The 21,188-nt window shown below is 59.1% G+C and carries 23 protein-coding genes; 2 read left to right on the top strand and 21 right to left on the bottom strand.

Annotation, left to right across the window (positions count from 1 at the left end; all coding sequences use genetic code 11):
- From ccmE to ccmA, 5 genes are all read right to left on the bottom strand, one after another.
- Window positions 1-456 carry a cytochrome c maturation protein CcmE gene (gene ccmE, locus KGB06_RS15390; protein ID WP_223517115.1) on the bottom strand — a complete coding sequence of 152 codons (456 nt, stop codon included), beginning with the start codon at window positions 454-456 and terminating at the stop codon, window positions 1-3.
- Window positions 453-629, bottom strand: a complete 177-nt coding sequence (ccmD, locus tag KGB06_RS15385) for a heme exporter protein CcmD (RefSeq protein ID WP_150781078.1) — start codon at window positions 627-629, stop codon at window positions 453-455. Before ccmD ends, ccmE begins: the two co-directional genes overlap by 4 nt.
- On the bottom strand, window positions 626-1,381 hold the full coding sequence (locus tag KGB06_RS15380; RefSeq protein WP_007946756.1) for a heme ABC transporter permease: 756 nt from the start codon (window positions 1,379-1,381) through the stop codon (window positions 626-628). Before KGB06_RS15380 ends, ccmD begins: the two co-directional genes overlap by 4 nt.
- A gap of 72 nt (window positions 1,382-1,453) precedes the next feature.
- Window positions 1,454-2,122 (bottom strand): heme exporter protein CcmB, encoded by a 669-nt coding sequence (gene ccmB / locus KGB06_RS15375; RefSeq protein ID WP_223517113.1) that lies wholly within the window; start codon window positions 2,120-2,122, stop codon window positions 1,454-1,456.
- Window positions 2,119-2,754, bottom strand: coding sequence for a cytochrome c biogenesis heme-transporting ATPase CcmA (ccmA, locus tag KGB06_RS15370; protein ID WP_223517112.1), 636 nt, complete (start codon window positions 2,752-2,754; stop codon window positions 2,119-2,121). The genes ccmB and ccmA overlap by 4 nt, the downstream gene beginning before the upstream one ends.
- Window positions 2,755-2,951: 197 nt before the next feature.
- On the opposite strand from ccmA, the gene KGB06_RS15365 reads away from it, so the two are divergent.
- Together KGB06_RS15365 and KGB06_RS15360 are read left to right on the top strand one after the other, a co-directional pair.
- Complete coding sequence (locus KGB06_RS15365; RefSeq protein ID WP_223517110.1) at window positions 2,952-4,526, top strand: flagellar hook-length control protein FliK; 1,575 nt, start codon at window positions 2,952-2,954, stop codon at window positions 4,524-4,526.
- Window positions 4,523-4,852 carry an EscU/YscU/HrcU family type III secretion system export apparatus switch protein gene (locus KGB06_RS15360; RefSeq protein ID WP_223517109.1) on the top strand — a complete coding sequence of 110 codons (330 nt, stop codon included), beginning with the start codon at window positions 4,523-4,525 and terminating at the stop codon, window positions 4,850-4,852. The genes KGB06_RS15365 and KGB06_RS15360 overlap by 4 nt, the downstream gene beginning before the upstream one ends.
- Before the next feature lie 133 nt (window positions 4,853-4,985).
- On the opposite strand, the gene KGB06_RS15355 is transcribed toward KGB06_RS15360, so the two are convergent.
- The 16 genes from KGB06_RS15355 to KGB06_RS15280 form a co-directional block, all read right to left on the bottom strand.
- On the bottom strand, window positions 4,986-5,507 hold the full coding sequence (locus KGB06_RS15355) for a hypothetical protein (RefSeq protein WP_223517107.1): 522 nt from the start codon (window positions 5,505-5,507) through the stop codon (window positions 4,986-4,988).
- Window positions 5,508-5,773: 266 nt separating this feature from the next.
- Complete coding sequence (locus KGB06_RS15350; RefSeq protein WP_223517105.1) at window positions 5,774-6,166, bottom strand: DUF2802 domain-containing protein; 393 nt, start codon at window positions 6,164-6,166, stop codon at window positions 5,774-5,776.
- Complete coding sequence (locus KGB06_RS15345; protein WP_223517104.1) at window positions 6,167-6,652, bottom strand: chemotaxis protein CheW; 486 nt, start codon at window positions 6,650-6,652, stop codon at window positions 6,167-6,169.
- Between the two features lie 72 nt (window positions 6,653-6,724).
- Complete coding sequence (locus KGB06_RS15340) at window positions 6,725-7,594, bottom strand: CheW domain-containing protein (protein ID WP_223517102.1); 870 nt, start codon at window positions 7,592-7,594, stop codon at window positions 6,725-6,727.
- 27 nt (window positions 7,595-7,621) lie between these two features.
- On the bottom strand, window positions 7,622-8,410 hold the full coding sequence (locus KGB06_RS15335) for a ParA family protein (RefSeq protein WP_223517101.1): 789 nt from the start codon (window positions 8,408-8,410) through the stop codon (window positions 7,622-7,624).
- A gap of 43 nt (window positions 8,411-8,453) precedes the next feature.
- The gene (gene motD / locus KGB06_RS15330; protein ID WP_223517099.1) at window positions 8,454-9,344 is read right to left on the bottom strand and encodes a flagellar motor protein MotD; all 891 of its coding nucleotides are present in this window, start codon (window positions 9,342-9,344) and stop codon (window positions 8,454-8,456) included.
- A gap of 14 nt (window positions 9,345-9,358) precedes the next feature.
- Entirely contained in the window at window positions 9,359-10,099 is a 741-nt protein-coding gene (locus KGB06_RS15325; protein WP_223517097.1) for a flagellar motor protein, read from the bottom strand.
- Window positions 10,099-11,244 carry a chemotaxis response regulator protein-glutamate methylesterase gene (locus tag KGB06_RS15320; protein WP_223517095.1) on the bottom strand — a complete coding sequence of 382 codons (1,146 nt, stop codon included), beginning with the start codon at window positions 11,242-11,244 and terminating at the stop codon, window positions 10,099-10,101. The genes KGB06_RS15325 and KGB06_RS15320 overlap by 1 nt, the downstream gene beginning before the upstream one ends.
- A gap of 49 nt (window positions 11,245-11,293) precedes the next feature.
- On the bottom strand, window positions 11,294-13,555 hold the full coding sequence (locus KGB06_RS15315; RefSeq protein ID WP_223517093.1) for a chemotaxis protein CheA: 2,262 nt from the start codon (window positions 13,553-13,555) through the stop codon (window positions 11,294-11,296).
- Window positions 13,556-13,594: 39 nt separating this feature from the next.
- Window positions 13,595-14,383: a protein phosphatase CheZ gene (locus KGB06_RS15310; protein ID WP_223517091.1), complete on the bottom strand. Its 789-nt coding sequence runs from the start codon at window positions 14,381-14,383 to the stop codon at window positions 13,595-13,597.
- 22 nt (window positions 14,384-14,405) lie between these two features.
- On the bottom strand, window positions 14,406-14,777 hold the full coding sequence (locus tag KGB06_RS15305; protein ID WP_024012118.1) for a chemotaxis response regulator CheY: 372 nt from the start codon (window positions 14,775-14,777) through the stop codon (window positions 14,406-14,408).
- Window positions 14,778-14,944: 167 nt separating this feature from the next.
- Entirely contained in the window at window positions 14,945-15,685 is a 741-nt protein-coding gene (gene fliA / locus KGB06_RS15300) for an RNA polymerase sigma factor FliA (RefSeq protein ID WP_223517089.1), read from the bottom strand.
- Entirely contained in the window at window positions 15,682-16,512 is an 831-nt protein-coding gene (gene fleN / locus KGB06_RS15295) for a flagellar synthesis regulator FleN (RefSeq protein ID WP_003222917.1), read from the bottom strand. Before fleN ends, fliA begins: the two co-directional genes overlap by 4 nt.
- Window positions 16,513-16,628: 116 nt before the next feature.
- Window positions 16,629-17,963 (bottom strand): flagellar biosynthesis protein FlhF, encoded by a 1,335-nt coding sequence (gene flhF, locus KGB06_RS15290; protein ID WP_223517087.1) that lies wholly within the window; start codon window positions 17,961-17,963, stop codon window positions 16,629-16,631.
- A gap of 11 nt (window positions 17,964-17,974) precedes the next feature.
- Window positions 17,975-20,104 carry a flagellar biosynthesis protein FlhA gene (gene flhA / locus KGB06_RS15285; RefSeq protein WP_223517086.1) on the bottom strand — a complete coding sequence of 710 codons (2,130 nt, stop codon included), beginning with the start codon at window positions 20,102-20,104 and terminating at the stop codon, window positions 17,975-17,977.
- Window positions 20,105-20,253: 149 nt separating this feature from the next.
- Window positions 20,254-20,919, bottom strand: coding sequence for a hypothetical protein (locus tag KGB06_RS15280; protein ID WP_223517083.1), 666 nt, complete (start codon window positions 20,917-20,919; stop codon window positions 20,254-20,256).
- Window positions 20,920-21,188 lie beyond the last annotated feature (269 nt).

Genomic DNA, 21,188 nt, shown 5'->3' with positions numbered 1-21,188 from the left:
TTAACCCTCTTTGGCTTGTGTGGGCGCCGACTGGCCGCTGTCTTTCAGGGCCTTGGTCACTTCCGGCGGCATGTACTTTTCATCATGCTTGGCCAGCACTTCGTCAGCCACCACCACGCCGTCGGCGTTGAGTTTGCCCAGGGCGACGATGCCCTGCCCTTCACGGAACAAGTCCGGAAGAATGCCGCGATAGGTGATGGTCACGGATTTGTTGAAGTCGGTGACGACAAATTTCACGTCCAGCGAGTCGCCGGAACGTTGCAGAGAACCTTGCTCGACCATGCCCCCCGCACGGATGCGCGTGTCTTGCGGCGCTTCGCCATTGGCGATCTGGGTCGGGGTGTAAAACAGATTGATGTTCTGCTGCAGGGCGCTCAGGGCCAGGCCGACGGCAGCGCCGACACCGACCAGGATCGCGAGAATGATGATAAGACGCTTTTTGCGCAGCGGATTCACTTGCCGTTCTCCCGGCGCAGACGACGCGCCTCTTGTTGCAGATACCGCTTGCGGGCCAGGATCGGCGCCGCCACGTTGAGGGCCAGCACCGTCAGGCAAATGCCATAGGCTGACCAGACATACAGGGCGTGATGGCCCATGGCGAGGAAGTCGCCGAATGAAGCAAAACTCATCGAGCGGCCTCCAGACTGTTCTGTACTTCGGCCTTGACCCAACTGGCCCGCGCTTCGCGCTTGAGCACTTCAAGGCGCATGCGCAGCAACAGGACCGCGCCGAAGAAACAGTAGAAGCCCAGCACCGTCAGCAGCAGAGGCAGCCACATTTCAGCCGGCATCGCCGGTTTTTCGGTGAGGGTGAAGGTCGCGCCCTGGTGCAGGGTGTTCCACCACTCCACCGAGTATTTGATGATCGGGATGTTGATCACGCCGACAATCGCCAATACCGCACACGCCTTGGCGGCGCTATCACGATTGCTGATGGCGTTGCCCAGCGCAATAAGACCGAAGTACAGAAACAGCAGAATAAGCATGGACGTCAGTCGTGCATCCCAGACCCACCACGAACCCCAGGTCGGTTTGCCCCAGATCGCGCCCGTGACCAGCGCCACGGCGGTCATCCAGGCACCGATGGGCGCCGCGCATTGCAGGGCGACGTCGGCCAGTTTCATCTTCCAGACCAGCCCGACAATGCCGCACACGGCCAGCATCACGTAGCAGGACTGCGCCAGCATCGCGGCAGGAACGTGGATATAGATGATGCGAAAGCTGTTGCCTTGCTGGTAGTCGGGCGGCGCGAAGGCCAGGCCCCAAACGACTCCCACGCCGATCAGCAGCAACGCCGCGACGCTCAGCCAGGGCAGGAGTTTGCCGCTGATGCCGTAAAACCATTTGGGCGAGCCGAGCTTGTGAAACCACGTCCAGTTCATACTGTTTCCATCACGGTTGCCCTTCGCTGTGAAGGGCTGGGTCTTTACTGGTTAAATTTTAACCAGACCTCATTATTCGCCGACGCTGATCTTCAGGCCAGCAGCTATTGCAAACGGTGTCAGGGTTATCGCCAGGGCGGTCAGGCTACCAAGCCACAGGAGATAACCGGTCGCCGGCATGCCCTGCAAGGCTGCCTGCAAGGCGCCACTGCCAAGGATCAACACCGGGATGTACAGCGGCAGAATCAGCAGTGCCAATAACAGGCCACCGCGCTTCAATCCCACCGTCAGGGCTGCGCCCACCGCACCGAGCAGGCTCAGTACCGGTGTACCGAGCAATAAAGAAAGCAGCAACACCGGCAGACAAGCGGCAGGTAGACCGAGCATCAAGGCCAGAAGTGGAGCGAGCAAAACCAGTGCCAGGCCAGAGAAGGCCCAGTGTGCCAGTACCTTGGCCAAAACCAGAAGAGGCAGGGGGTGCGACGAAAGGACCCACTGTTCAAGCGATCCATCTTCGAAATCACTGCGGAAAAGCCCGTCCAGCGAGAGCAGAACCGATAAAAGAGCAGCCACCCAGACCAGTCCCGGAGACAAGGTTTGCAACAATTGAGCCTCGGGGCCGACCGCCAACGGGAACAGCGAAACCACGATAGCGAAGAATACCAGCGGGTTCGCCAACTCTGCAGGACGGCGGAACAACAATCGGGCCTCACGGGCGACCAACAGGCCGAAAACACTCATACGGCCCAATTCCCCAGATCAATGTCGCGATAGCTGCCCGGCATCCGGGTCAGCGTATGGTGCGTGGTCAAAACGACCATGCCGCCCTGCTCGCAGTGTGTGGCCAGGTGTTCTTCGAGCTGCGCCACGCCTTGCTTGTCGAGTGCGGTGAATGGCTCATCGAGAATCCACAGCGGCGGGCTGTCCAGGTACAACCGCGCCAGCGCCACACGACGATGCTGGCCAGCAGACAGCGTGTGGCAGGGAACATCCTCGAAACCGCGCAGCCCCACAGCCGCCAATGCCTGCCAGATCGCCTCATGGGACGCCGGATGATGCAGGGCGCAGAGCCAGCTGAGGTTTTCCTCGGGCGTCAGCAGCTCCTTGATGCCGGCGGCATGACCGATCCACAGCAGGTTGCGCGCCAGCTCGAAACGTTGCTCATGGAGCGGCTGGCCGTTGAGCAGCACCTGACCGGCGGTCGGCTGCATCAAGCCGCACAGCAGGCGCAACAGGCTGGTCTTGCCACTGCCGTTGGGGCCGCTAATTTGCAACATTTCGCCACTGGCCAGTCTCAAATCGAGATTTTCGAAGAGCAGCCGAAGGTCTCGCTCACAAGCGAGGGCAACGGTTTGCAGGACAGGGCTGGTCAAGGGATCACGGGCCTTTTGCGGTTCAAGTCGGCGGCGAAGCGGCCGCTAAAGAGATGCAGCATAGATGCATTGGCGGTCTGTTCTAGAGAGCTGCGTCAAACAATTGCAATGTTTTCGCCACTCCCCGAAAGACGGGCGGCATTATACATGCCATCCCCTACTCTAAAGAGTGCATTTTCCTCAGGTTGTGACCGCGTATGACAGGCGAAATGAACATACTCCCACTGCCGCAGACTACACCCGCGACTTCGCGGCCGTTGATGGTCAGTGACAACCAGCTGAAGTTGCTGACGCCGATGGAGGGCCTGATCGCCGTCGGGCAGACCGCCAAGGCTGAAGTGCTGTCGCTCAAGCAGACGGATCAGACCTTTCAACTGTTGCTCCAAGTCACCCTCGACAGCGGTCGCCAGAGCACGGTCCAAGCCACCAGCACTCAACCGCTGCCCCAAGGCACCCGCCTGGCGATCACCCAACCGTCGGCGACCAACCTGGCCATCACCGTGCAACAGGCCATTGCCACAAGCATCGCCACCCTCACCCGCATCGACACCGCGAAACTGCCGGTCGGGACATTGTTGCAAGGCAAAGTGCTGACCTCCCAGGTGATGCCACAGGTGCCGGGGCAACCGACGGTGTTTCGCTCGATGGTGAGCTTGCTGAACACAGTGCTGAACGGCAGCACACTGAGCATCGACAGCCCGACGCCCCTGCGCATCGGCACCTTGTTAAGTGCAATGGTGCAAGACACCCAGACGCTGAAATTTGTCCCGTTGAGCGGCCGTCAGGAACAATTGGCCGTGACGCAGCAACTGGTCAGCCAGCAAAATCGCCAGGGTTCTCTGGATGGCTTGATCAAAGTCCTGCAAAACTTGCCGCCGTCGGATCAGACCTCCAGCGACCTGCGCGCCGCCGTGGACAAATTGCTCGCCGGCCTGCCAGACATTCAGCAACTGAGTACACCCAAAGGCCTGGCCCAGGCGTTGGCCAATAGCGGCCTGTTCCTCGAATCCAAATTGCTGACCGGACAAAACCCGACGCTGGCGCCCGACATGAAAGGTGACCTGCTCAAGCTGATCGCCCAAATGACGCCAGGCCTGCCAGCCAATACCAACCTCAACGCAATCATCGCCGCCAACACATTGGTGCAGGCAATGCCGAGTTTCGTGCGCAGCGCCCTCGGCATGCTCGGCCAGGTCAGCGCCAAACCGCTGCCGACCCATTTCCCGCTGCCCGAACGACTGCTGCAAAGCCAGGACGGCGAAGGTGATCTGGAGCATTTGCTGCGTCTGGCAGCGGCAGCGGTTTCGCGTCTGCAAAGCCATCAACTGTCGAGCCTGGAGCAAACCGGCGTGACGGACGATGGCCGCCTGCTCAGCACCTGGCAGCTGGAAATTCCGATGCGCAACGCACAGGACATCGTGCCGTTGCAGGTCAAGTTCCAACGCGAAGAAGCCCCTGAGAAAGAACAACCGCACGAACGTCGCGACGAACGCGAACCGAAACTGCCACTGTGGCGCGTCGACCTCGCGTTCGACATGGAGCCGCTGGGCCCGCTGCAGATTCAGGCGCAGCTGATCAAGGGCAGCCTGTCCAGTCAGCTCTGGGCCGAACGCCCATACACCGCCACCCTGATCGAAAATAACCTGGCCGGACTGCGCGAACGCCTGCTCGCATCGGGCCTGAACGTCGGCGATCTGGATTGCCACCTGGGCAAGCCGCCCCAAGGCCTGCAAACCCGCCTCGAACAACGCTGGGTCGACGAAACCGCATGAAAAGCCCCCACGCCCCACGCCAGGCCATCGCCCTCAAATACGACGGCAGCCACGCCCCTACCCTCACGGCCAAGGGTGACGAAGAGCTGGCTGAAGAGATTCTACGGATCGCCCGCGACTACGACGTGCCGATCTACGAAAACCCCGAGCTGGTGAGGCTGCTGGCGAAGATGGAATTGGGGGACAGTATTCCCGAGGAGTTGTACCGCACGATTGCCGAGATTATTGCGTTTGCGTGGAATTTGAAGGGCAAGTTTCCGGCGGGGCATGATTCGGAGGTGGGAATGGTGGAGAAGGACGTCACAGATCGCGGGGATGATTACTGAGTTTTCGAGGACGCCATCGCGAGCAGGCTCACTCCCACAATGAATTGGAGGCGCTCACACATTGTGCGTTCGCCACCGATCCCCTGTGGGAGTGAGCCTGCTCGCGATAACAATCTCAGCCGAATCACAAAAATCAGCTCTTAGGCAATTTGTCCGCCAGCGCCACCGTCGTCTCGCCCTCAGTTTTGAAAAAACGCAAAAGCCTGAGGCTGCGACCGACAATCAAGCCATTGATAAGGCCAGCCCCCAATGCTGACCATGCCACCGCCGACACTTCCTCAGCCATTTCCGGATGCATGGCCGCCTGGTATCCGTTGTAATAACGCCAAGCAAAGAAACACCAATACACCATCAATACTTTGATTGTGCCGCCCAAAAGTAGGCGGTTCCCATCGCGCTCTACACTTTGGTAGGAGTAAAAGCGCAACGCCAGAATCCAGCCTGCCAGTAATCCCAGCGCATACATCGAGAGCGGGATCGCAGTTCCTTGGGAGAACTTCAGCGAGGCCAGGGAAATGGCAATAAATATAGCCGGCGTGATCTGCAACGACCTCTTCGACTCATGCCTTTTGAAACACGCACTTACACCGTAGTAAGTCAGGATAAAAAAGACTGCATAAACCCATAGCGGTGTACCACGCAGAATGTCGAGCATAGGCCTCCCTGGCACTGCAATGTCTGAAACAGGCGTCGTTTATCAGCGGCGTTCACGTTACCGAGGGTGGTCGGCAATCACAAGCCGGGCCAAACCGCGAAAAATCCAAGATAAAGAAGGATGTCACGGAACGCGGGGATGATTACTGAATCTTTGTTGAATGCAAAAAGATCGCAGCCTCGTTTCACTCGACAGCTCCTACAGGGCGTACGCCATTACTGTGTAGGAGCTGTCGAGTGAAACGAGGCTGCGATCTTTTGATCAGTTCAGTTCTTGTGCAGCTTACGCATCAACTCCGCCTCAGCCTGGGTCAACCCGCAGGACTGAGTCAGTTCATCAACTGTAGCGCCCATCCCCACCAGTCGTGCCGCCTGGGCGAACGACAGGCTCGTCGGGTCGCGCTGCTCCAGTTGAGCCAGTTTGTCCGGCAACGGGCGGACCACCGCGCGCAGTTCATGCAGGTCTTCACCCATGCGCACGTTGCCGTTCTGGTAGTCGTCCACGCGTTTGGCCAGGTCTTTGATGCGCTGATCCCGTAGCGCATCGCCCTGAGCCTGTTGTGCGGCGATCAGTCGTTGACCGCGTATATACGCCAGAAACATCGCCAGCGTGCCCGCCCAGAAGAGGAACAGGACAATGACCGCAACCTCAAGAATCAATCAGATGTTCTCCAGATCCGACCATTCTTCTTCGCTCATCATCTTGTCCAGCTCGACCAGGATCAGCAATTCGTTGTTCTTGTTGCACACGCCTTGAATGAACTTGGCGGACTCTTCGTTACCGACGTTTGGCGCGGTTTCGATTTCCGACTGACGCAGGTAAACCACTTCAGCCACGCTGTCGACCATGATCCCGACAACCTGCTTGTCGGCTTCGATGATGACGATACGGGTGTTGTCGCTGATCTCGGCGTTCATCAGGCCGAAGCGCTGACGGGTGTCGATCACGGTGACCACATTACCGCGCAGGTTGATGATGCCCAGGACGTAGCTCGGAGCACCCGGAACCGGGGCGATTTCGGTGTAGCGCAGGACTTCCTGAACGCGCATCACGTTGATGCCGTAGGTTTCATTGTCCAGCTTGAAGGTTACCCATTGCAGGATCGGATCTTCGGAACCCTTTGCAGCCGTCGCCTTTTCATTCATACCCTGACCCCTCAAAAAACCGCCCTGGCGGTGTGTGTTCTGTACGTCGGCAGTCACTGCCGTCGCGTGTTTTTATGTTGGTTTGTGAGCCGGCTTTTTAACACTGCTCAGGTGCTTTGCGCCGCCACTGGCGATTAGCTCAGCCAGCGCGGAAACGTCGAGCAATGCACACATGTGTTCAATTACGGTGCCCGCCAGCCATGGCCGTTGACCACGGTGACTGCGCCATTTGATTTCGTTGGGGTCCAGGCGCAACGAGCGGCTGACTTGATGCACCGCCAGCCCCCACTCATAACCCTGAACCGAAATGACGTATTGCAGGCCTTGACGGAAGTCATCACGGTAGCGGTCAGGCATGACCCAACGCGCGGTGTCCAATACTTTCAGGTTGCCAGCCTGGCTCGGCAGAATCCCGAGGAACCATTCTGGCTGACCGAACAGCGGCGTCAGCTCGTGACCAGCCAAGGAATAAATCGACCCCAGGCACACCAATGGCACCGCCAGTGTCAGGCCAGCGACGTCGAACAACAGGCACTCGAAGGGCTCGGCGGCCCATGATGGACGACCATCGGTTTCCACCGGAGGCGGAGAGTTGCTCGGTGGCAAGTGAACGTCGACGACCGGCGGCACCAACGTTTGCAGCAATGGTTCGACGGTCGATACCGGCGCCAGGACAGGTGCCGGCACCTCCAGGACAAGCGCTGGCGCTTTGGCCTGCGACGCAATCACAGGGGCTGCAACCACCGCCACAGGGCGCGCATCCCGGGCCTGCTCTTCGAGCACCGCCAACTGAAACTCATCCAGGGTACTTTCTGGCTCGCCCACCTCGACTAGCGCTTCGATGTGCGGCGCCAGCTCCTCGGTCGCGTCCTGCAGCAAGCCGTCCAGGTAATTCTGGAGCGCGAGCTGCGGCCGAGAGGTGATTTTCACCGGCCGATTCATTTAAGCACCCCGCAAGGAAGGTTCATCTCAAGCCACCTGCACAACAGATTGCTGCACCAGCAAATGCTTGAGCAGTGCGCGGTACGCGAGAACGCCGCGGCTCTTGCCGTCAAACTGCGAAGGCGTAAGTCCGGCCCTGCTCGCATCCCGCAAGCGGGTGTCGACCGGGATGTAGCCTTGCCAGATTTCTTCCGGGTACTTGTCGCGCAGCACCCGCAGGGTCCCGAGGGAAGCCTGGGTGCGGCGGTCGAACAAGGTCGGGATGACGGTGAACGGCAGCGCCTGCTTGCGCGAGCGGTTGATCATCGCCAGGGTATTGACCATGCGTTCCAGACCTTTGACGGCGAGGTGCTCGGTCTGTACCGGGATCACCAATTGCTGGCTTGCCGCCAAGGCATTGACCATCAGTACGCCGAGCAACGGCGGGCTGTCGATCACGGCGTAATCGAAGTCTTGCCACAACTGCGCCAGGCTCTTGGCGATGACGAGGCCCAAACCACTCTGCCCCGGCGACTGACGCTCAAGCGTGGCGAGCGCGGTGCTGGAGGGCAACAGCGAAATGCTTTCGTGGCTGGTGGGCAACAACAACTGACCGGGCAAGCCCTGCGGCACACTGCCCTTGTGCAGGAACAAGTCGTAGCTGCTGTGTTCCAGAGTGTCGGGGTCGTAGCCAAAGTAGCTGGTCATGGAGCCGTGCGGGTCGAGATCGACCACAACCACGCGTTTGCCCGCCTCGGCCAGCAAACCGGCTAAAGCGATAGAGGAAGTGGTTTTACCAACACCACCCTTTTGATTGGCAACTGCCCAGACTCTCATTCGAAGGGTTCCGCTCGGTCGACAGGATCGACCGAGAAATAGCTCAACGTGTTAATGCGGGTGACGGAGAATTGACGGCGCTCTCTCGTCCCGGCGACTTGAGCGGGGTTGGTGCAGTTTGTGTGCCAGCACGCTTCAACGCGGCATCCGGTTGCGCATGAGCGGTACCGGTGCCGGTCAGGCTGCGGCGTACATCGAGATTGCGCGAAACCACCAGCACCACTCGACGGTTGCGAGCGCGGCCTTCAGCGGTGGCGTTGTTGGCCACCGGCTGGAATTCGCCGTATCCCACGGACGCCAGGCGCCCGGGGTTTACGCCCTGCATCGCCAGCATGCGCACGATGCTCGCGGAACGAGCCGAAGACAGTTCCCAGTTGGTCGGGTACTGCGCGGTTCGGATCGGCTGATCATCAGTAAAGCCTTCGACATGAATCGGGTTGTCGAACGGTTTCAGGATCCGGGCCACCTTGTCGATGATATTGAACGCGATGTCACTGGGCATGGCATCGCCACTGCCAAATAACAGGCTGGAATTGAGCTCGATCTCAACCCACAACTCATTGCCACGCACGGTCATCTGATTGGATCTGATCAGGTCACCGAACGCCGCGCTGATGTCATCGGCGATGCTTTTCAGCGGGTCGGTGGAGCCGGCGACACCGGCATCGACCTGTTCGCTGTCCTTCACCAAAGGCTTGGCCGGCGTCACCGTCATCGGCCGCTCTTCGCCGATCGGGATCGGCTTGAGAGCGCGATCAGCGTCGGTGAAGACCCCGATCAACGCTTGCGAGATGACTTTGTACTTGCCTTCGTTGATCGAAGAAATCGAGTACATCACCACGAAGAATGCGAAGAGCAAAGTAATGAAGTCAGCGTAGGAAACGAGCCAACGTTCATGGTTTACATGTTCTTCAGGTTGCCTGCGACGAGCCATAGTCCATCACTCCCTCAATCCATGAAGCCCTGAAGCTTCAACTCAATAGAGCGAGGGTTTTCACCTTCGGCAATCGACAGGATCCCTTCCAGCAACATTTCCCGATAACGCGACTGGCGCAAGGCGACGGACTTGAGCTTGGCGGCAATCGGCAGCAACACCAGGTTGGCACTGGCCACGCCATAGATGGTGGCGACGAAGGCCACGGCAATGCCGCTGCCCAGTTGGCTCGGATCGGCCAGGTTGCCCATGACATGGATCAGGCCCATTACCGCACCGATGATGCCGATGGTCGGCGCATAGCCGCCCATGCTTTCGAAAACTTTGGCGGCTTCGATATCGCGGCTTTCCTGGGTGTAGAAATCGACTTCCAGAATGCTGCGAATCGCTTCCGGTTCGGCACCGTCAACCAGCAGTTGCAAGCCTTTGCGCGAGTAGCTGTCGGGTTCGGCATCAGCCACCCCTTCCAGGCCGAGCAAACCTTCCTTGCGGGCGGTCAGGCTCCAGTTCACCACGCGATCAATGCCGCCGGCCAGGTCAACGCGAGGCGGAAACAGAATCCAGCCAAGGATTTGCATGGCGCGCTTGAAGGCGCTCATCGGCGATTGCAGCAACGCTGCGCCGATGGTCCCACCGAGGACGATCAGCGCTGCCGGTCCGTTGGCCAGTGCGCCGAGGTGGCCGCCTTCAAGGTAGTTGCCGCCAATGATGGCGACGAACGCCATGATGATGCCGATAAGGCTTAAAACATCCATCAGATACAGGCCTCGACAAGGTGCTTGCCAATATCTTCCAACCCGTAGATCGCGTCCGCGAGGTCGGCTTTGACGATGGCCATCGGCATGCCGTAGATCACGCAACTGGCTTCATCCTGAGCCCAGATCGCACTGCCGCTCTGCTTGAGCAAGCGAGCACCTTCGCGACCGTCGGCGCCCATGCCGGTCAGAACGACCGCCAGAACTTTGTCGCCGTAGGACTTGGCGGCCGAACCGAAAGTGATGTCCACGCTCGGTTTGTAATTCAGACGCTCGTCGCCCGGCAGGATTTTCACCGCGCCACGGCCGTCGATCATCATTTGCTTGCCACCCGGTGCCAGCAACGCCAGGCCAGGGCGCAGGATGTCGCCATCCTCGGCTTCCTTGACGCGGATGCGGCAGAGCTTGTCCAGGCGTTCGGCGAAGGCTTTGGTGAACGCCGCCGGCATGTGCTGGATCAACACGAGCGGCGCCGGGAAGTTGGCCGGCAACTGGGTCAGGACCCGTTGCAGCGCAACCGGACCGCCGGTGGACGTGCCGATGGCAACCAGTTTGTAGGCTTTGCGTTTCGGTGCGGGCAACGAGGGGGCAGACGGAGCGGTGGTGTGTGTGCGGGCCAGTATCGGTGCCGGCGCTGGGCGCGACGGTGCGCTGCTGCCGTAACTGCTGACGCTTGCAGGCACAGGCGCTGGCGTCGGGACTGGCACGGCGACAGGGGTCGGTGCGCTGTAGGTATTGGCGCGACGGTTACTGCGCGAAATGCTCAGAATCTTTTCGCACAGCAGTTGCTTGACCTTCTCCGGGTTACGGGAAATGTCTTCGAAATTCTTCGGCAGGAAATCGACGGCGCCGGCGTCCAGCGCATCGAGGGTGACCCGGGCACCTTCGTGGGTCAGCGACGAGAACATCAACACGGGCGTCGGGCAGCGCTGCATGATGTGTCGAACAGCTGTGATGCCGTCCATCAGCGGCATCTCGTAGTCCATGGTGATCACGTCCGGCTTGAGGGCCAGGGCCTGATCGATCGCCTCTTTTCCGTTGGTCGCCGTACCGACGACCTGGATATTCGAATCCGCTGAAAGAATTTCCGAGACGCGGCGGCGGAAAAACCCCGAATCGTCCACCACCAGGACCTTGACTGCCATAAACACTCCATTAGACGGAGCGAGGCTCAGTCGCCCCGCTCCACCAGAATCAAATACGCCGCGTGGCGTAACGCTTGAGCATGCTCGGTACATCGAGAATCAGCGCAATACGGCCGTCACCGGTGATGGTGGCGCCCGACATGCCCGGGGTTCCCTGGAGCATTTTGCCCAATGGCTTGATGACCACTTCTTCCTGGCCCACCAACTGATCGACGACAAAGCCGATCCGCTGTGTGCCCACCGAAAGGATCACCACATGGCCTTCGCGCTGCTCTTCGTGAGCGGCGGAGCTGACCAGCCAGCGCTTGAGGTAAAACAGTGGCAGCGCCTTGTCGCGCACGATGACCACTTCCTGGCCGTCCACCACGTTGGTGGTCGACAGATCGAGGTGGAAGATCTCGTTGACGTTCACCAGCGGGAACGCAAACGCCTGGTTGCCGAGCATGACCATCAGCGTCGGCATGATCGCCAGGGTCAACGGGACCTTGATGACGATCTTTGAGCCTTGGCCCTTGGTCGAGTAGATGTTGATCGAACCATTGAGCTGGGAGATCTTGGTTTTCACCACGTCCATGCCCACGCCACGACCCGACACGTCGGAGATCTCGGTTTTGGTCGAGAACCCTGGCGCGAAAATCAGGTTGTAGCATTCGGTGTCGCTCAAGCGATCCGCTGCGTCCTTGTCCATCACACCGCGTTTTACTGCGATGGAGCGCAGGACATTCGGGTCCATGCCTTTGCCGTCATCGGAAATCGACAGCAGGATGTGGTCGCCTTCCTGTTCCGCCGCAAGGATCACCCTGCCGCCACGGGACTTGCCCGACGCTTCGCGTTCTTCCGGCGACTCGATGCCGTGGTCGACCGCGTTGCGCACCAAGTGGACCAGCGGGTCGGCCAGAGCCTCGACGAGGTTCTTGTCGAGGTCGGTTTCTTCGCCAACCAGCTCCAGGTTGATTTCTTTCTTGAGCTGGCGAGCCAGGTCGCGAACCAGACGCGGGAAGCGCCCGAAAACCTTCTTGATCGGTTGCATCCGGGTCTTCATGACCGCGGTTTGCAGGTCAGCCGTCACCACGTCAAGGTTCGACACAGCCTTGGACATGGCCTCATCAGCACTGTTGGCACCCAGGCGAACCAGGCGGTTACGCACCAGTACCAATTCACCCACCATGTTCATGATTTCGTCGAGACGCGCGGTATCGACCCGCACCGTGGTCTCGGCTTCGCTGGCCGGTTTTTCCGGTGGCGGCGCGGCGGGAGCACGGGCCGGGACCGGAGCAGCGGCGGCGACCGGTTTCGGCGTTTCGGCTTTCGGCTCAGGCGCCTTGGCAACCGGTGCCGGTGCCGGTGCGACTGCCTTGGCGACTGGGGCGGCGACGGAAGAGGTGGAAGAACCTGTGCCGACTTCGCTGAACTTGCCTTTGCCGTGCAATTCGTCGAGCAGCGCTTCAAACTCGTGATCGGAGATCAGATCGCCGCCGGCCGCTTTAGCGGTTGGCGCAGCCGGAGCTGGGACGGCGGCAATGGCCGACTCCAGCGCATCCACCGCAAAGTTGCCTTTGCCGTGCAGCTGGTCGAGCAGTGCTTCAAACTCGTCGTCGGTAATGTCGGAGCTGTCGCCTGCTGCTTTCGGGGCTGCAGGTGCGGCTGGTGCGGCTGGCGCAGCGGCCACCGCGTCGACAGCGAACTGGCCTTTACCGTGCAGCTGATCGAGCAACGACTCGAACTCGGCATCGGTGATTTCGTCGCTGGCAGCGGCATCGTTGACCGGCGCTGGTGCAGTAACCGGAGCTTCGGCCTCAGCCTTGACGGCGTTGAGCGAGTCCAGCAGTTGTTCGAATTCGTTATCGGTGATGTCGTCCGATTCACTGTCAGCGGCAGGTGCTTGCGCCACGTCAGCAACCGATGCTTGTTCATCAGCTGTTTGCGGCTCGGCCAGACGGGCCAGAGCCGCCAGCAATTCAGGTGTCGCAGCCGTAACCGGGCTACGCTCGCGGACTTCGCCGAACATGCTGTTCACCGCGTCCAGCGCTTCAAGGACCACGTCCATCAGTTCCGAATCAACGCGACGCTCACCCTTGCGCAGGATGTCGAATACGTTCTCGGCGATGTGGCAGCACTCCACCAGCTCGTTGAGCTGGAGGAAGCCGGCGCCCCCTTTTACAGTGTGAAAACCGCGAAAAATTGCATTGAGCAAGTCCGCATCATCCGGTCGGCTTTCAAGCTCGACCAGCTGTTCGGACAGTTGCTCTAGAATCTCGCCGGCCTCAACCAGGAAATCCTGAAGGATCTCTTCATCGGCGCCGAAGCTCATTAAGGGGGTGCTCCTAACAGGTTTAAAAACCTAAAAAACCTAAAATCCAAGACTGGATAGCAAATCGTCCACATCGTCCTGGCCGGACACAACGTCTTCTCTTTTATCGGCATGAATCTGCGGACCTTCACCCTGAGAGAGATGTTTTTGCGGATCTTTTTCAGCCCGCATCGATTCACGGTCATGTTCGATACCCGCAAAGCGGTCTACCTGGCTGGCCATGAGTACGAGCTTGAGCAGGTTGCTTTCAACTTCGGTGACCAATTGGGTCACGCGCTTGATGACCTGACCGGTGAGGTCCTGGTAATCCTGAGCCAGCAAAATGTCGTTGAGGTTGCTCGACACCCTGCGGTTGTCTTCGGTGCTGCGTGCCAGGAAACCGTCGATCCGGCGAGCCAGTTCGCGGAACTCTTCAGCGCCAACTTCGCGGCGCATGAACCGTCCCCAATCCGTGCTCAACGCCCGGGCTTCGTCAGCCAGGCTATTGACCAGCGGCGTGGCGTTTTCCACCAGATCCATGGTGCGGTTGGCCGCGGCTTCGGTCAGCTTGACCACATATCCCAGACGCTCGGTGGCATCGGTGATCTGCGACACTTCCTCGGCTTGCGGCATGTTCGGGTCAATCTGGAAATTGACGATCGCGCTGTGCAGCTCGCGAGTGAGCTTGCCCACTTCCTGGTACAGGCCGCGGTCACGGGTCTGATTGAGCTCATGGATCAATTGCACAGCGTCGCCGAACCTGCCTTTTTCAAGGCTCTCGACCAGTTCGACAGCATGTTTTTTCAGGGTCGTTTCGAAATCGCCCTGTGAAGATTCTTTATGCTCCATAGCTCCCCCGTGGCGCAGTGGATCAACCGATGCGTTCGAAAATCTTCTCGATTTTGTCTTTCAACGCCTGGGCCGTGAAGGGTTTGACCACATAGCCGTTTACACCGGCCTGGGCCGCTTCGATGATCTGCTCGCGCTTGGCTTCAGCAGTTACCATCAGCACCGGCAGGTGCTTGAGCTTTTCATCGGCGCGCACGTGGCGCAGCAAGTCGATACCGGTCATGCCAGGCATGTTCCAGTCGGTCACCAGAAAGTCGATGCTTCCGCTGTTGAGAACCGGAATGGCAGTAGTGCCATCGTCGGCCTCGACCGTATTGGTGAACCCAAGGTCACGCAACAGGTTTTTTATGATCCGCCGCATCGTTGAGAAGTCATCAACGATGAGGATTTTCATGTTCTTGTCCAATTCGACCTCCAAGCAGTCTTAAACGCGCCCAGCACCTGGACGCGCCATTTCAATCAATCCGGCAATGCATTCGATGACTGTCTGGAGCACAACAGATCGCGACCGGTGCCGTTCAAAACCACACCAGTCTCGTTCGCAGTGTCCCCACACTGCCTTCAGCGCGCTCGCCACTCCCCCAAACGCCCCCGCAAACGGGCCGCGCACTGGCTGTGTAACTGGCTGACCCGCGATTCACTGACCCCCAGGACCTCACCGATTTCCTTGAGATTCAACTCTTCGTCGTAGTACAGCGCCAACACCAGTCGCTCACGCTCCGGCAAATTGGCAATCGCGTCCGCCAGCGCAGCCTGGAAGCGTTCATCTTCCAGGTCGCGTGACGGCTCGAGATGAGCACTCGCGCCATCCTCGTGCAGCCCTTCGTGTTCGCCGTCCTGCAACAGATCGTCGAAACTGAACAAACGGCTGCCCAGGGTGTCGTTCAAAATCCCGTAATAATCGTCGAGACTCAATTGGAGTTCGGCCGCAACCTCGTGATCTTTAGCGTCACGGCCGGTTTTAGCTTCAATAGAGCGAATCGCGTCACTGACCATGCGGGTATTTCGGTGGACCGAACGCGGTGCCCAGTCCCCCTTGCGCACTTCATCGAGCATGGCGCCGCGGATTCGTATGCCCGCGTACGTCTCGAAACTCGCGCCTTTGCTGGCGTCGTATTTGGTCGACACTTCAAGCAGGCCGATCATCCCGGCCTGGATCAGGTCTTCAACCTGGACACTGGCTGGCAGACGGGCCAGCAAGTGGTATGCAATGCGTTTGACCAGTGGCGCGTAACGCTCGATCAGCTCGTACTGCGCGTCACGTGCCGACATCTTGTAGAGGTTGTAGCCACTGGCTGTCATAGGACGGGTCCCGCGGTCTGCTGCACGAGCCGCTCGACAAAAAACTCCAGGTGCCCACGCGGGTTGGCAGGCAATGGCCAGGTATCGACTTTTTGCGCGATGGCCTTGAACGCCAGGGCGCACTTGGAACGCGGGAAGGCTTCATAAACGGCGCGCTGCTTCTGGACGGCCTTGCGCACGCTTTCGTCGTAAGGCACCGCGCCGACGTACTGCAGGGCGACGTCGAGGAAGCGATCGGTGACCTTGGTCAACTTGGCGAACAGGTTGCGACCTTCTTGCGGGCTCTGGGCCATGTTGGCCAGGACGCGGAAGCGGTTCATGCCGTAATCGCGGTTAAGCAGTTTGATCAGGGCGTAGGCGTCGGTAATCGAAGTCGGTTCGTCGCAGACCACCAGCAAGACTTCTTGCGCTGCACGAACGAAACTGACTACCGAGTCACCTATACCCGCGGCGGTGTCGATCACCAGGACGTCGAGGTTGTCGCCAATGTCGCTGAAGGCCTGGATCAGGCCGGCGTGTTGAGCCGGACTCAGATGAACCATGCTCTGTGTGCCGGAGGCCGCCGGAACGATTCGAATACCGCCTGGGCCCTGCAACAGAACGTCGCGCAGCTCACAGCGGCCTTCAATCACGTCAGCCAGGGTCCTTTTGGGTGTCAGTCCCAGCAGGACGTCGACATTCGCCAGGCCCAGGTCAGCGTCCAACAACATGACGCGACGGCCGAGTTCGGCCAGGGCCAGTGACAAATTCACTGACACGTTAGTCTTGCCGACGCCACCTTTGCCGCCGGTCACCGCGATCACCTGTACGGGATGCATGCTGCCCATGTTATTTCTTTACCTTGTCTTGCATAGACGGAGGCCACATTACTGGCTGCGCGTTCGCTAAAGGAACAATGCATGGCAGGCCATCGATGTAGGTACAAAAACTGTTCATTACTACCTTAGCCGACCTGCTTGGTCGGGCTGTGGTAAATGTCAGCGAACATATCAGCCATGGCTTCTTCGCTGGGTTCTTCCTGCATTTGCACACTGACGGCGCGGCTGACCAACTGATGACGACGCGGCAGATGCAAATCATCCGGAATCCGCGGGCCATCGGTCAGATAGGCCACCGGCAACTCATGACTGATCGCCAGGCTTAACACCTCGCCCAGACTTGCCGTTTCATCCAGTTTAGTCAGGATGCAGCCAGCGAGCCCGCAACGCTTGTAACTATGATAAGCGGCCGTTAGAACCTGTTTCTGGCTGGTGGTTGCCAGCACCAGATAATTTTTTGATTTGATGCCACGTCCGGCCAGGCTTTCGAGTTGCATGCGCAGTGCCGGATCGCTGGCCTGAAGACCCGCAGTATCAATCAGCACCACGCGTTTACGCAGCAGTGGTTCCATTGCCTGAACGAGGGACTGCCCCGGATCGACGTGGGTCACCGACACATTGAGAATCCGCCCGAGCGTCTTGAGCTGCTCCTGGGCGCCAATGCGAAAGCTGTCCATGCTCACCAGCGCGATATTCTGCGCGCCGTACTTGAGCACGTAGCGGGCGGCGAGCTTGGCCAGGGTGGTGGTCTTGCCCATGCCGGCAGGACCGACCATGGCAATCACGCCGCCCTCTTCCAGTGGTTCGATTTCCGGTGTGGCGATCATCCGCGCCAAGTGCGCCAGCAACATGCGCCAAGCCTGACGAGGCTCATCAATGTCGGGAATCATAGCCAACAAATCGCGGGACAACGGGCCGGACAGGCCGATGCGTTGCAGGCGACGCCAAAGGTTGGCCTGAGCCGGACGGCTGCCTTGCAGCTGATTCCAGGCCAGCGAGCCGAGCTGTACTTCCATCAGTTCGCGCAGACTATTGAGCTCGAAACGCATCGAGTCGAACGCACGTGGGTCAACGCCACCGGCGGCAGGTGCCGGGGCGGGTTGCACGCGACGCGGTTCGGCGTAGGTCGGTTCGATCAGCGGCTCGGCAGCAGTGAGTGGCAGGCCGGCGAACAACTGGCGATTGGTGGTCTTGTCGCCTTCGGTTTCGCCGTCGCCACGCAGGCTCAATTCGGCCTGTGCAGTCACGATGCGCGACTGGGTCTTGCGCAGCTCATCCTCGAGTTCCATGTTCGGAACACGCGGGGCCAGCGCCGACAATTTGTAATCCAGCGCAGCCGTCAACTCGACACCACCGGCAATCCGGCGATTGCCAATAATGGCGGCATCAGCGCCCAGCTCATCACGAACCAGCTTCATGGCCTGACGCATATCGGCGGCGAAAAAACGCTTAACTTGCATAAACCACTACCTCAGCCGTTGGGCCCTACTGTCGCAACGATGGTCACTTGCTTGTTGTCAGGAATTTCCTGATAAGCCAACACATGCAAACCCGGGACTGCCAGTCGGCCGAATCGCGACAACATGGCGCGAACCGGGCCGGCCACCAGCAGAATCACCGGTTGACCTTGCATTTCCTGACGCTGCGCGGCATCGATCAACGAGCGCTGCAGTTTCTCAGCCATGCTTGGCTCCAGCAGAACGCCCTCCTCCGAGCCTTGTCCTGCCTTCTGAATACTATTGAGCAATATCTGTTCCAACCTTGGCTCCAGAGTGATCACTGGTAGCTCAGAGTCAGTGCCTACAATGCTTTGGACGATTGCGCGGGACACGCCGACGCGCACAGCGGCCACCAGAGCGGCAGTATCTTGACTCTTGGCGGCATTGTTGGCGATCGCCTCGGCGATGCTGCGAATGTCTCGCACGGGAACCTGCTCGGCCAGCAGCGCTTGCAACACCTTGAGCAACTGCGACAGCGAAACCACGCCCGGCACCAACTCCTCAGCCAATTTAGGCGAGCTTTTGGCCAGCAATTGCATGAGTTGCTGGACTTCTTCGTGACCGATCAGTTCGCTGGAGTGCTTGTACAGAATCTGGTTCAAGTGGGTGGCCACGACCGTACTGGCATCGACCACGGTGTAACCAAGGGATTGCGCCTGCGCGCGCTGGCTGATTTCGATCCAGACCGCCTCTAACCCGAAAGCCGGATCTTTGGCGGTTATGCCATTAAGCGTGCCGTAGACCTGCCCCGGGTTGATCGCCAGTTCGCGATCAGGGTAAATCTCCGCCTCGGCAAGGATCACCCCCATCAACGTGAGGCGATAGGCACTCGGCGCCAGGTCGAGGTTGTCACGTATATGCACCGTCGGCATCAAGAAGCCCAGGTCCTGGGACAGCTTCTTGCGCACGCCCTTGATCCGCGCCAGCAGTTGACCTCCCTGATTGCGGTCCACCAGTGGAATCAGGCGATAGCCGACTTCCAGACCAATCATGTCGATCGGCGTGACGTCGTCCCAGCCAAGCTCTTTGGTTTCCATGGCGCGGGCTGGCGAAGGCAGCAGTTCCTGCTGACGCTTGACCTCTTGCTGGGCCTGGACCTTGACCACGTTCTGCTTCTTCCAGAACAGGTACGCACCACCGGCAGCGACAGCCGCCATGCTCAGGAAGGAGAAGTGCGGCATGCCCGGCACAAGCCCCATCACCGCCATCAAACCCGCTGCGACGGCCAGCGCTTTGGGCGAAGCGAACATCTGGCGGTTGATTTGCTTGCCCATGTCTTCCGAACCGGAAGCACGGGTCACCATGATCGCCGCCGCGGTGGACAACAGCAGTGATGGCAATTGCGCCACCAAACCGTCACCGATGGTCAGCAGCGCGTAAACCTTGCCGGCGTCGGCGAAGCTCATGTTGTGCTGGAAGATACCGACGGCGATGCCGCCAATCAGGTTGATGAACAGAATCAGCAGACCGGCGATGGCGTCACCGCGCACAAATTTGCTGGCACCGTCCATGGAACCATAGAACTCGGCTTCCTGGGCCACTTCCATCCGGCGCAGTTTGGCCTGGTTCTGATCGATCAGGCCGGCGTTCAAATCGGCGTCGATTGCCATTTGCTTGCCGGGCATCGCATCGAGGGTGAATCGCGCGCTCACCTCGGAAATCCGCCCGGCACCCTTGGTCACCACGACGAAGTTGATGATCATCAAAATCGCGAAGACCACGATACCGACGACATAGTTACCGCCAATCACCACCTCACCGAAGGCCTGGATCACCTTGCCGGCAGCGGCGTGACCGTCCTGACCATGGAGCATCACCACCCGCGTGGAAGCCACGTTCAGCGCCAGCCGCAGCAGCGTCGCCACCAGCAAAATGGTCGGAAACACCGCAAAATCCAGTGGCCGCAAGGCGTAGACGCAGACCAGCAGCACGACGATGGACAGCGCAATGTTGAACGTGAAGAACACGTCGAGCAGGAACGGCGGCACCGGCAGCATCATCATGGCCAGCATGACCAGCAACAACAACGGCACACCCAGATTGCCCCGACTCAAGTCGGCAACGTTTGTGCGGGCATTGTTGAATAACTGAGAGCGATCCACCGGTTTCCCCCGTTCCTTTAAAGCAAACTTTTGACGCATGAAGCAGGCGCAGGGCGGCTACTGCAAGAAGCCTTCCAACTTTTGCAAAGGTGGTAAATAGAGGGATCGATTAGGGTTTTGTTGCAGCTGTCGAGGGAAGATTCGATTGATTAGCCCGCGGTCAGAACCTGTTTGTCAGTGATTGGACCAAAACTCAATGTCTTGCCATTGATGTAGCGTGCGCCCTTAAGCACTGCGACACCGTCGACGATCACAACCTCTTCCTGCGTATACATGAGCGTCACGATAGAAACGGGGGTTACTATTTCAGGCTCCTTCTTGATTTGTACTATCAGGGTCAGCGCCCAATGGAAGGGAATGATCACAAGATCTTTGATCTCGATCTGGCGCACAGGTTCTTCCCAACGAAAATCCTGCCTGGCCGTAATCAACAACAGATCGCCCTCTATTTTGAACTCGGGCCGGTGATATCGCCTTTCCATTGCTCCGCTGATCCAGCCTTCCATGTATAAATCCGGACTCGTGAAGAGTTCGAAGAGTTTTGCGTTGTTGATGATGTTCCCGGCAGCACTGTTAAACGGACTGTAGGTATTGTGATAAGCCAACCCTCCCAATTCAGGACGAATCGCGTTAGTCGACTCTCCCAGATAGCCCGGAATGAAGACATTTGCCATCTGCACAAAATGCGTGAAATCCAGCATCAATTTAAAAGTGACGGAGTAACCGATTGCGCGATCACGCGGATACGCTTCCAACGCTCCCGAGACAAATTCCATCTCCATGCCTTGCAGCTTTTTAAACGGTTGCGCTTCCATGATTGCAGCCTCTTAGACCAGACAAAGGCACAGATCCCTGACGCTCGCGCCGGATGACCAGAGCTGCTACTGAAGGGACATTGCCGGGAGAATTACCAGGGTAATGACAGCGCTTGAGAGCACGACCTGTCTACTGTCAGAACTAACAGGTAGGCAGGGCTTTCAGACGAGCGGGATTCGGACACCGGCCTGTAGCAGCTGCCGAGCCCGCGAGGCTGCGTCCGGCTGCGCAGCAGTCGTAGATTCTTGACCGCGCGACCGCTTCGCAG

The sequence above is a fragment of the Pseudomonas sp. GL-B-19 genome (assembly GCF_019956415.1).
Taxonomy (GTDB): domain Bacteria; phylum Pseudomonadota; class Gammaproteobacteria; order Pseudomonadales; family Pseudomonadaceae; genus Aquipseudomonas.
This window is presented reverse-complemented; position numbering and strand designations above follow the sequence as displayed.

Coding starts and splice junctions, on each gene's coding strand:
- ccmD (WP_150781078.1), bottom strand. CDS start 629: ATGAGTTTTGCTTCATTCGGCGACTTCCTCGCCATGGGCCATCACGCC.
- KGB06_RS15380 (WP_007946756.1), bottom strand. CDS start 1,381: ATGAACTGGACGTGGTTTCACAAGCTCGGCTCGCCCAAATGGTTTTAC.
- ccmB (WP_223517113.1), bottom strand. CDS start 2,122: ATGAGTGTTTTCGGCCTGTTGGTCGCCCGTGAGGCCCGATTGTTGTTC.
- KGB06_RS15365 (WP_223517110.1), top strand. CDS start 2,952: ATGACAGGCGAAATGAACATACTCCCACTGCCGCAGACTACACCCGCG.
- KGB06_RS15360 (WP_223517109.1), top strand. CDS start 4,523: ATGAAAAGCCCCCACGCCCCACGCCAGGCCATCGCCCTCAAATACGAC.
- KGB06_RS15355 (WP_223517107.1), bottom strand. CDS start 5,507: ATGCTCGACATTCTGCGTGGTACACCGCTATGGGTTTATGCAGTCTTT.
- KGB06_RS15345 (WP_223517104.1), bottom strand. CDS start 6,652: ATGAATGAAAAGGCGACGGCTGCAAAGGGTTCCGAAGATCCGATCCTG.
- KGB06_RS15340 (WP_223517102.1), bottom strand. CDS start 7,594: ATGAATCGGCCGGTGAAAATCACCTCTCGGCCGCAGCTCGCGCTCCAG.
- KGB06_RS15335 (WP_223517101.1), bottom strand. CDS start 8,410: ATGAGAGTCTGGGCAGTTGCCAATCAAAAGGGTGGTGTTGGTAAAACC.
- motD (WP_223517099.1), bottom strand. CDS start 9,344: ATGGCTCGTCGCAGGCAACCTGAAGAACATGTAAACCATGAACGTTGG.
- KGB06_RS15325 (WP_223517097.1), bottom strand. CDS start 10,099: ATGGATGTTTTAAGCCTTATCGGCATCATCATGGCGTTCGTCGCCATC.
- KGB06_RS15320 (WP_223517095.1), bottom strand. CDS start 11,244: ATGGCAGTCAAGGTCCTGGTGGTGGACGATTCGGGGTTTTTCCGCCGC.
- KGB06_RS15315 (WP_223517093.1), bottom strand. CDS start 13,555: ATGAGCTTCGGCGCCGATGAAGAGATCCTTCAGGATTTCCTGGTTGAG.
- KGB06_RS15310 (WP_223517091.1), bottom strand. CDS start 14,383: ATGGAGCATAAAGAATCTTCACAGGGCGATTTCGAAACGACCCTGAAA.
- KGB06_RS15305 (WP_024012118.1), bottom strand. CDS start 14,777: ATGAAAATCCTCATCGTTGATGACTTCTCAACGATGCGGCGGATCATA.
- fliA (WP_223517089.1), bottom strand. CDS start 15,685: ATGACAGCCAGTGGCTACAACCTCTACAAGATGTCGGCACGTGACGCG.
- fleN (WP_003222917.1), bottom strand. CDS start 16,512: ATGGGCAGCATGCATCCCGTACAGGTGATCGCGGTGACCGGCGGCAAA.
- flhF (WP_223517087.1), bottom strand. CDS start 17,963: ATGCAAGTTAAGCGTTTTTTCGCCGCCGATATGCGTCAGGCCATGAAG.
- KGB06_RS15280 (WP_223517083.1), bottom strand. CDS start 20,919: ATGGAAGCGCAACCGTTTAAAAAGCTGCAAGGCATGGAGATGGAATTT.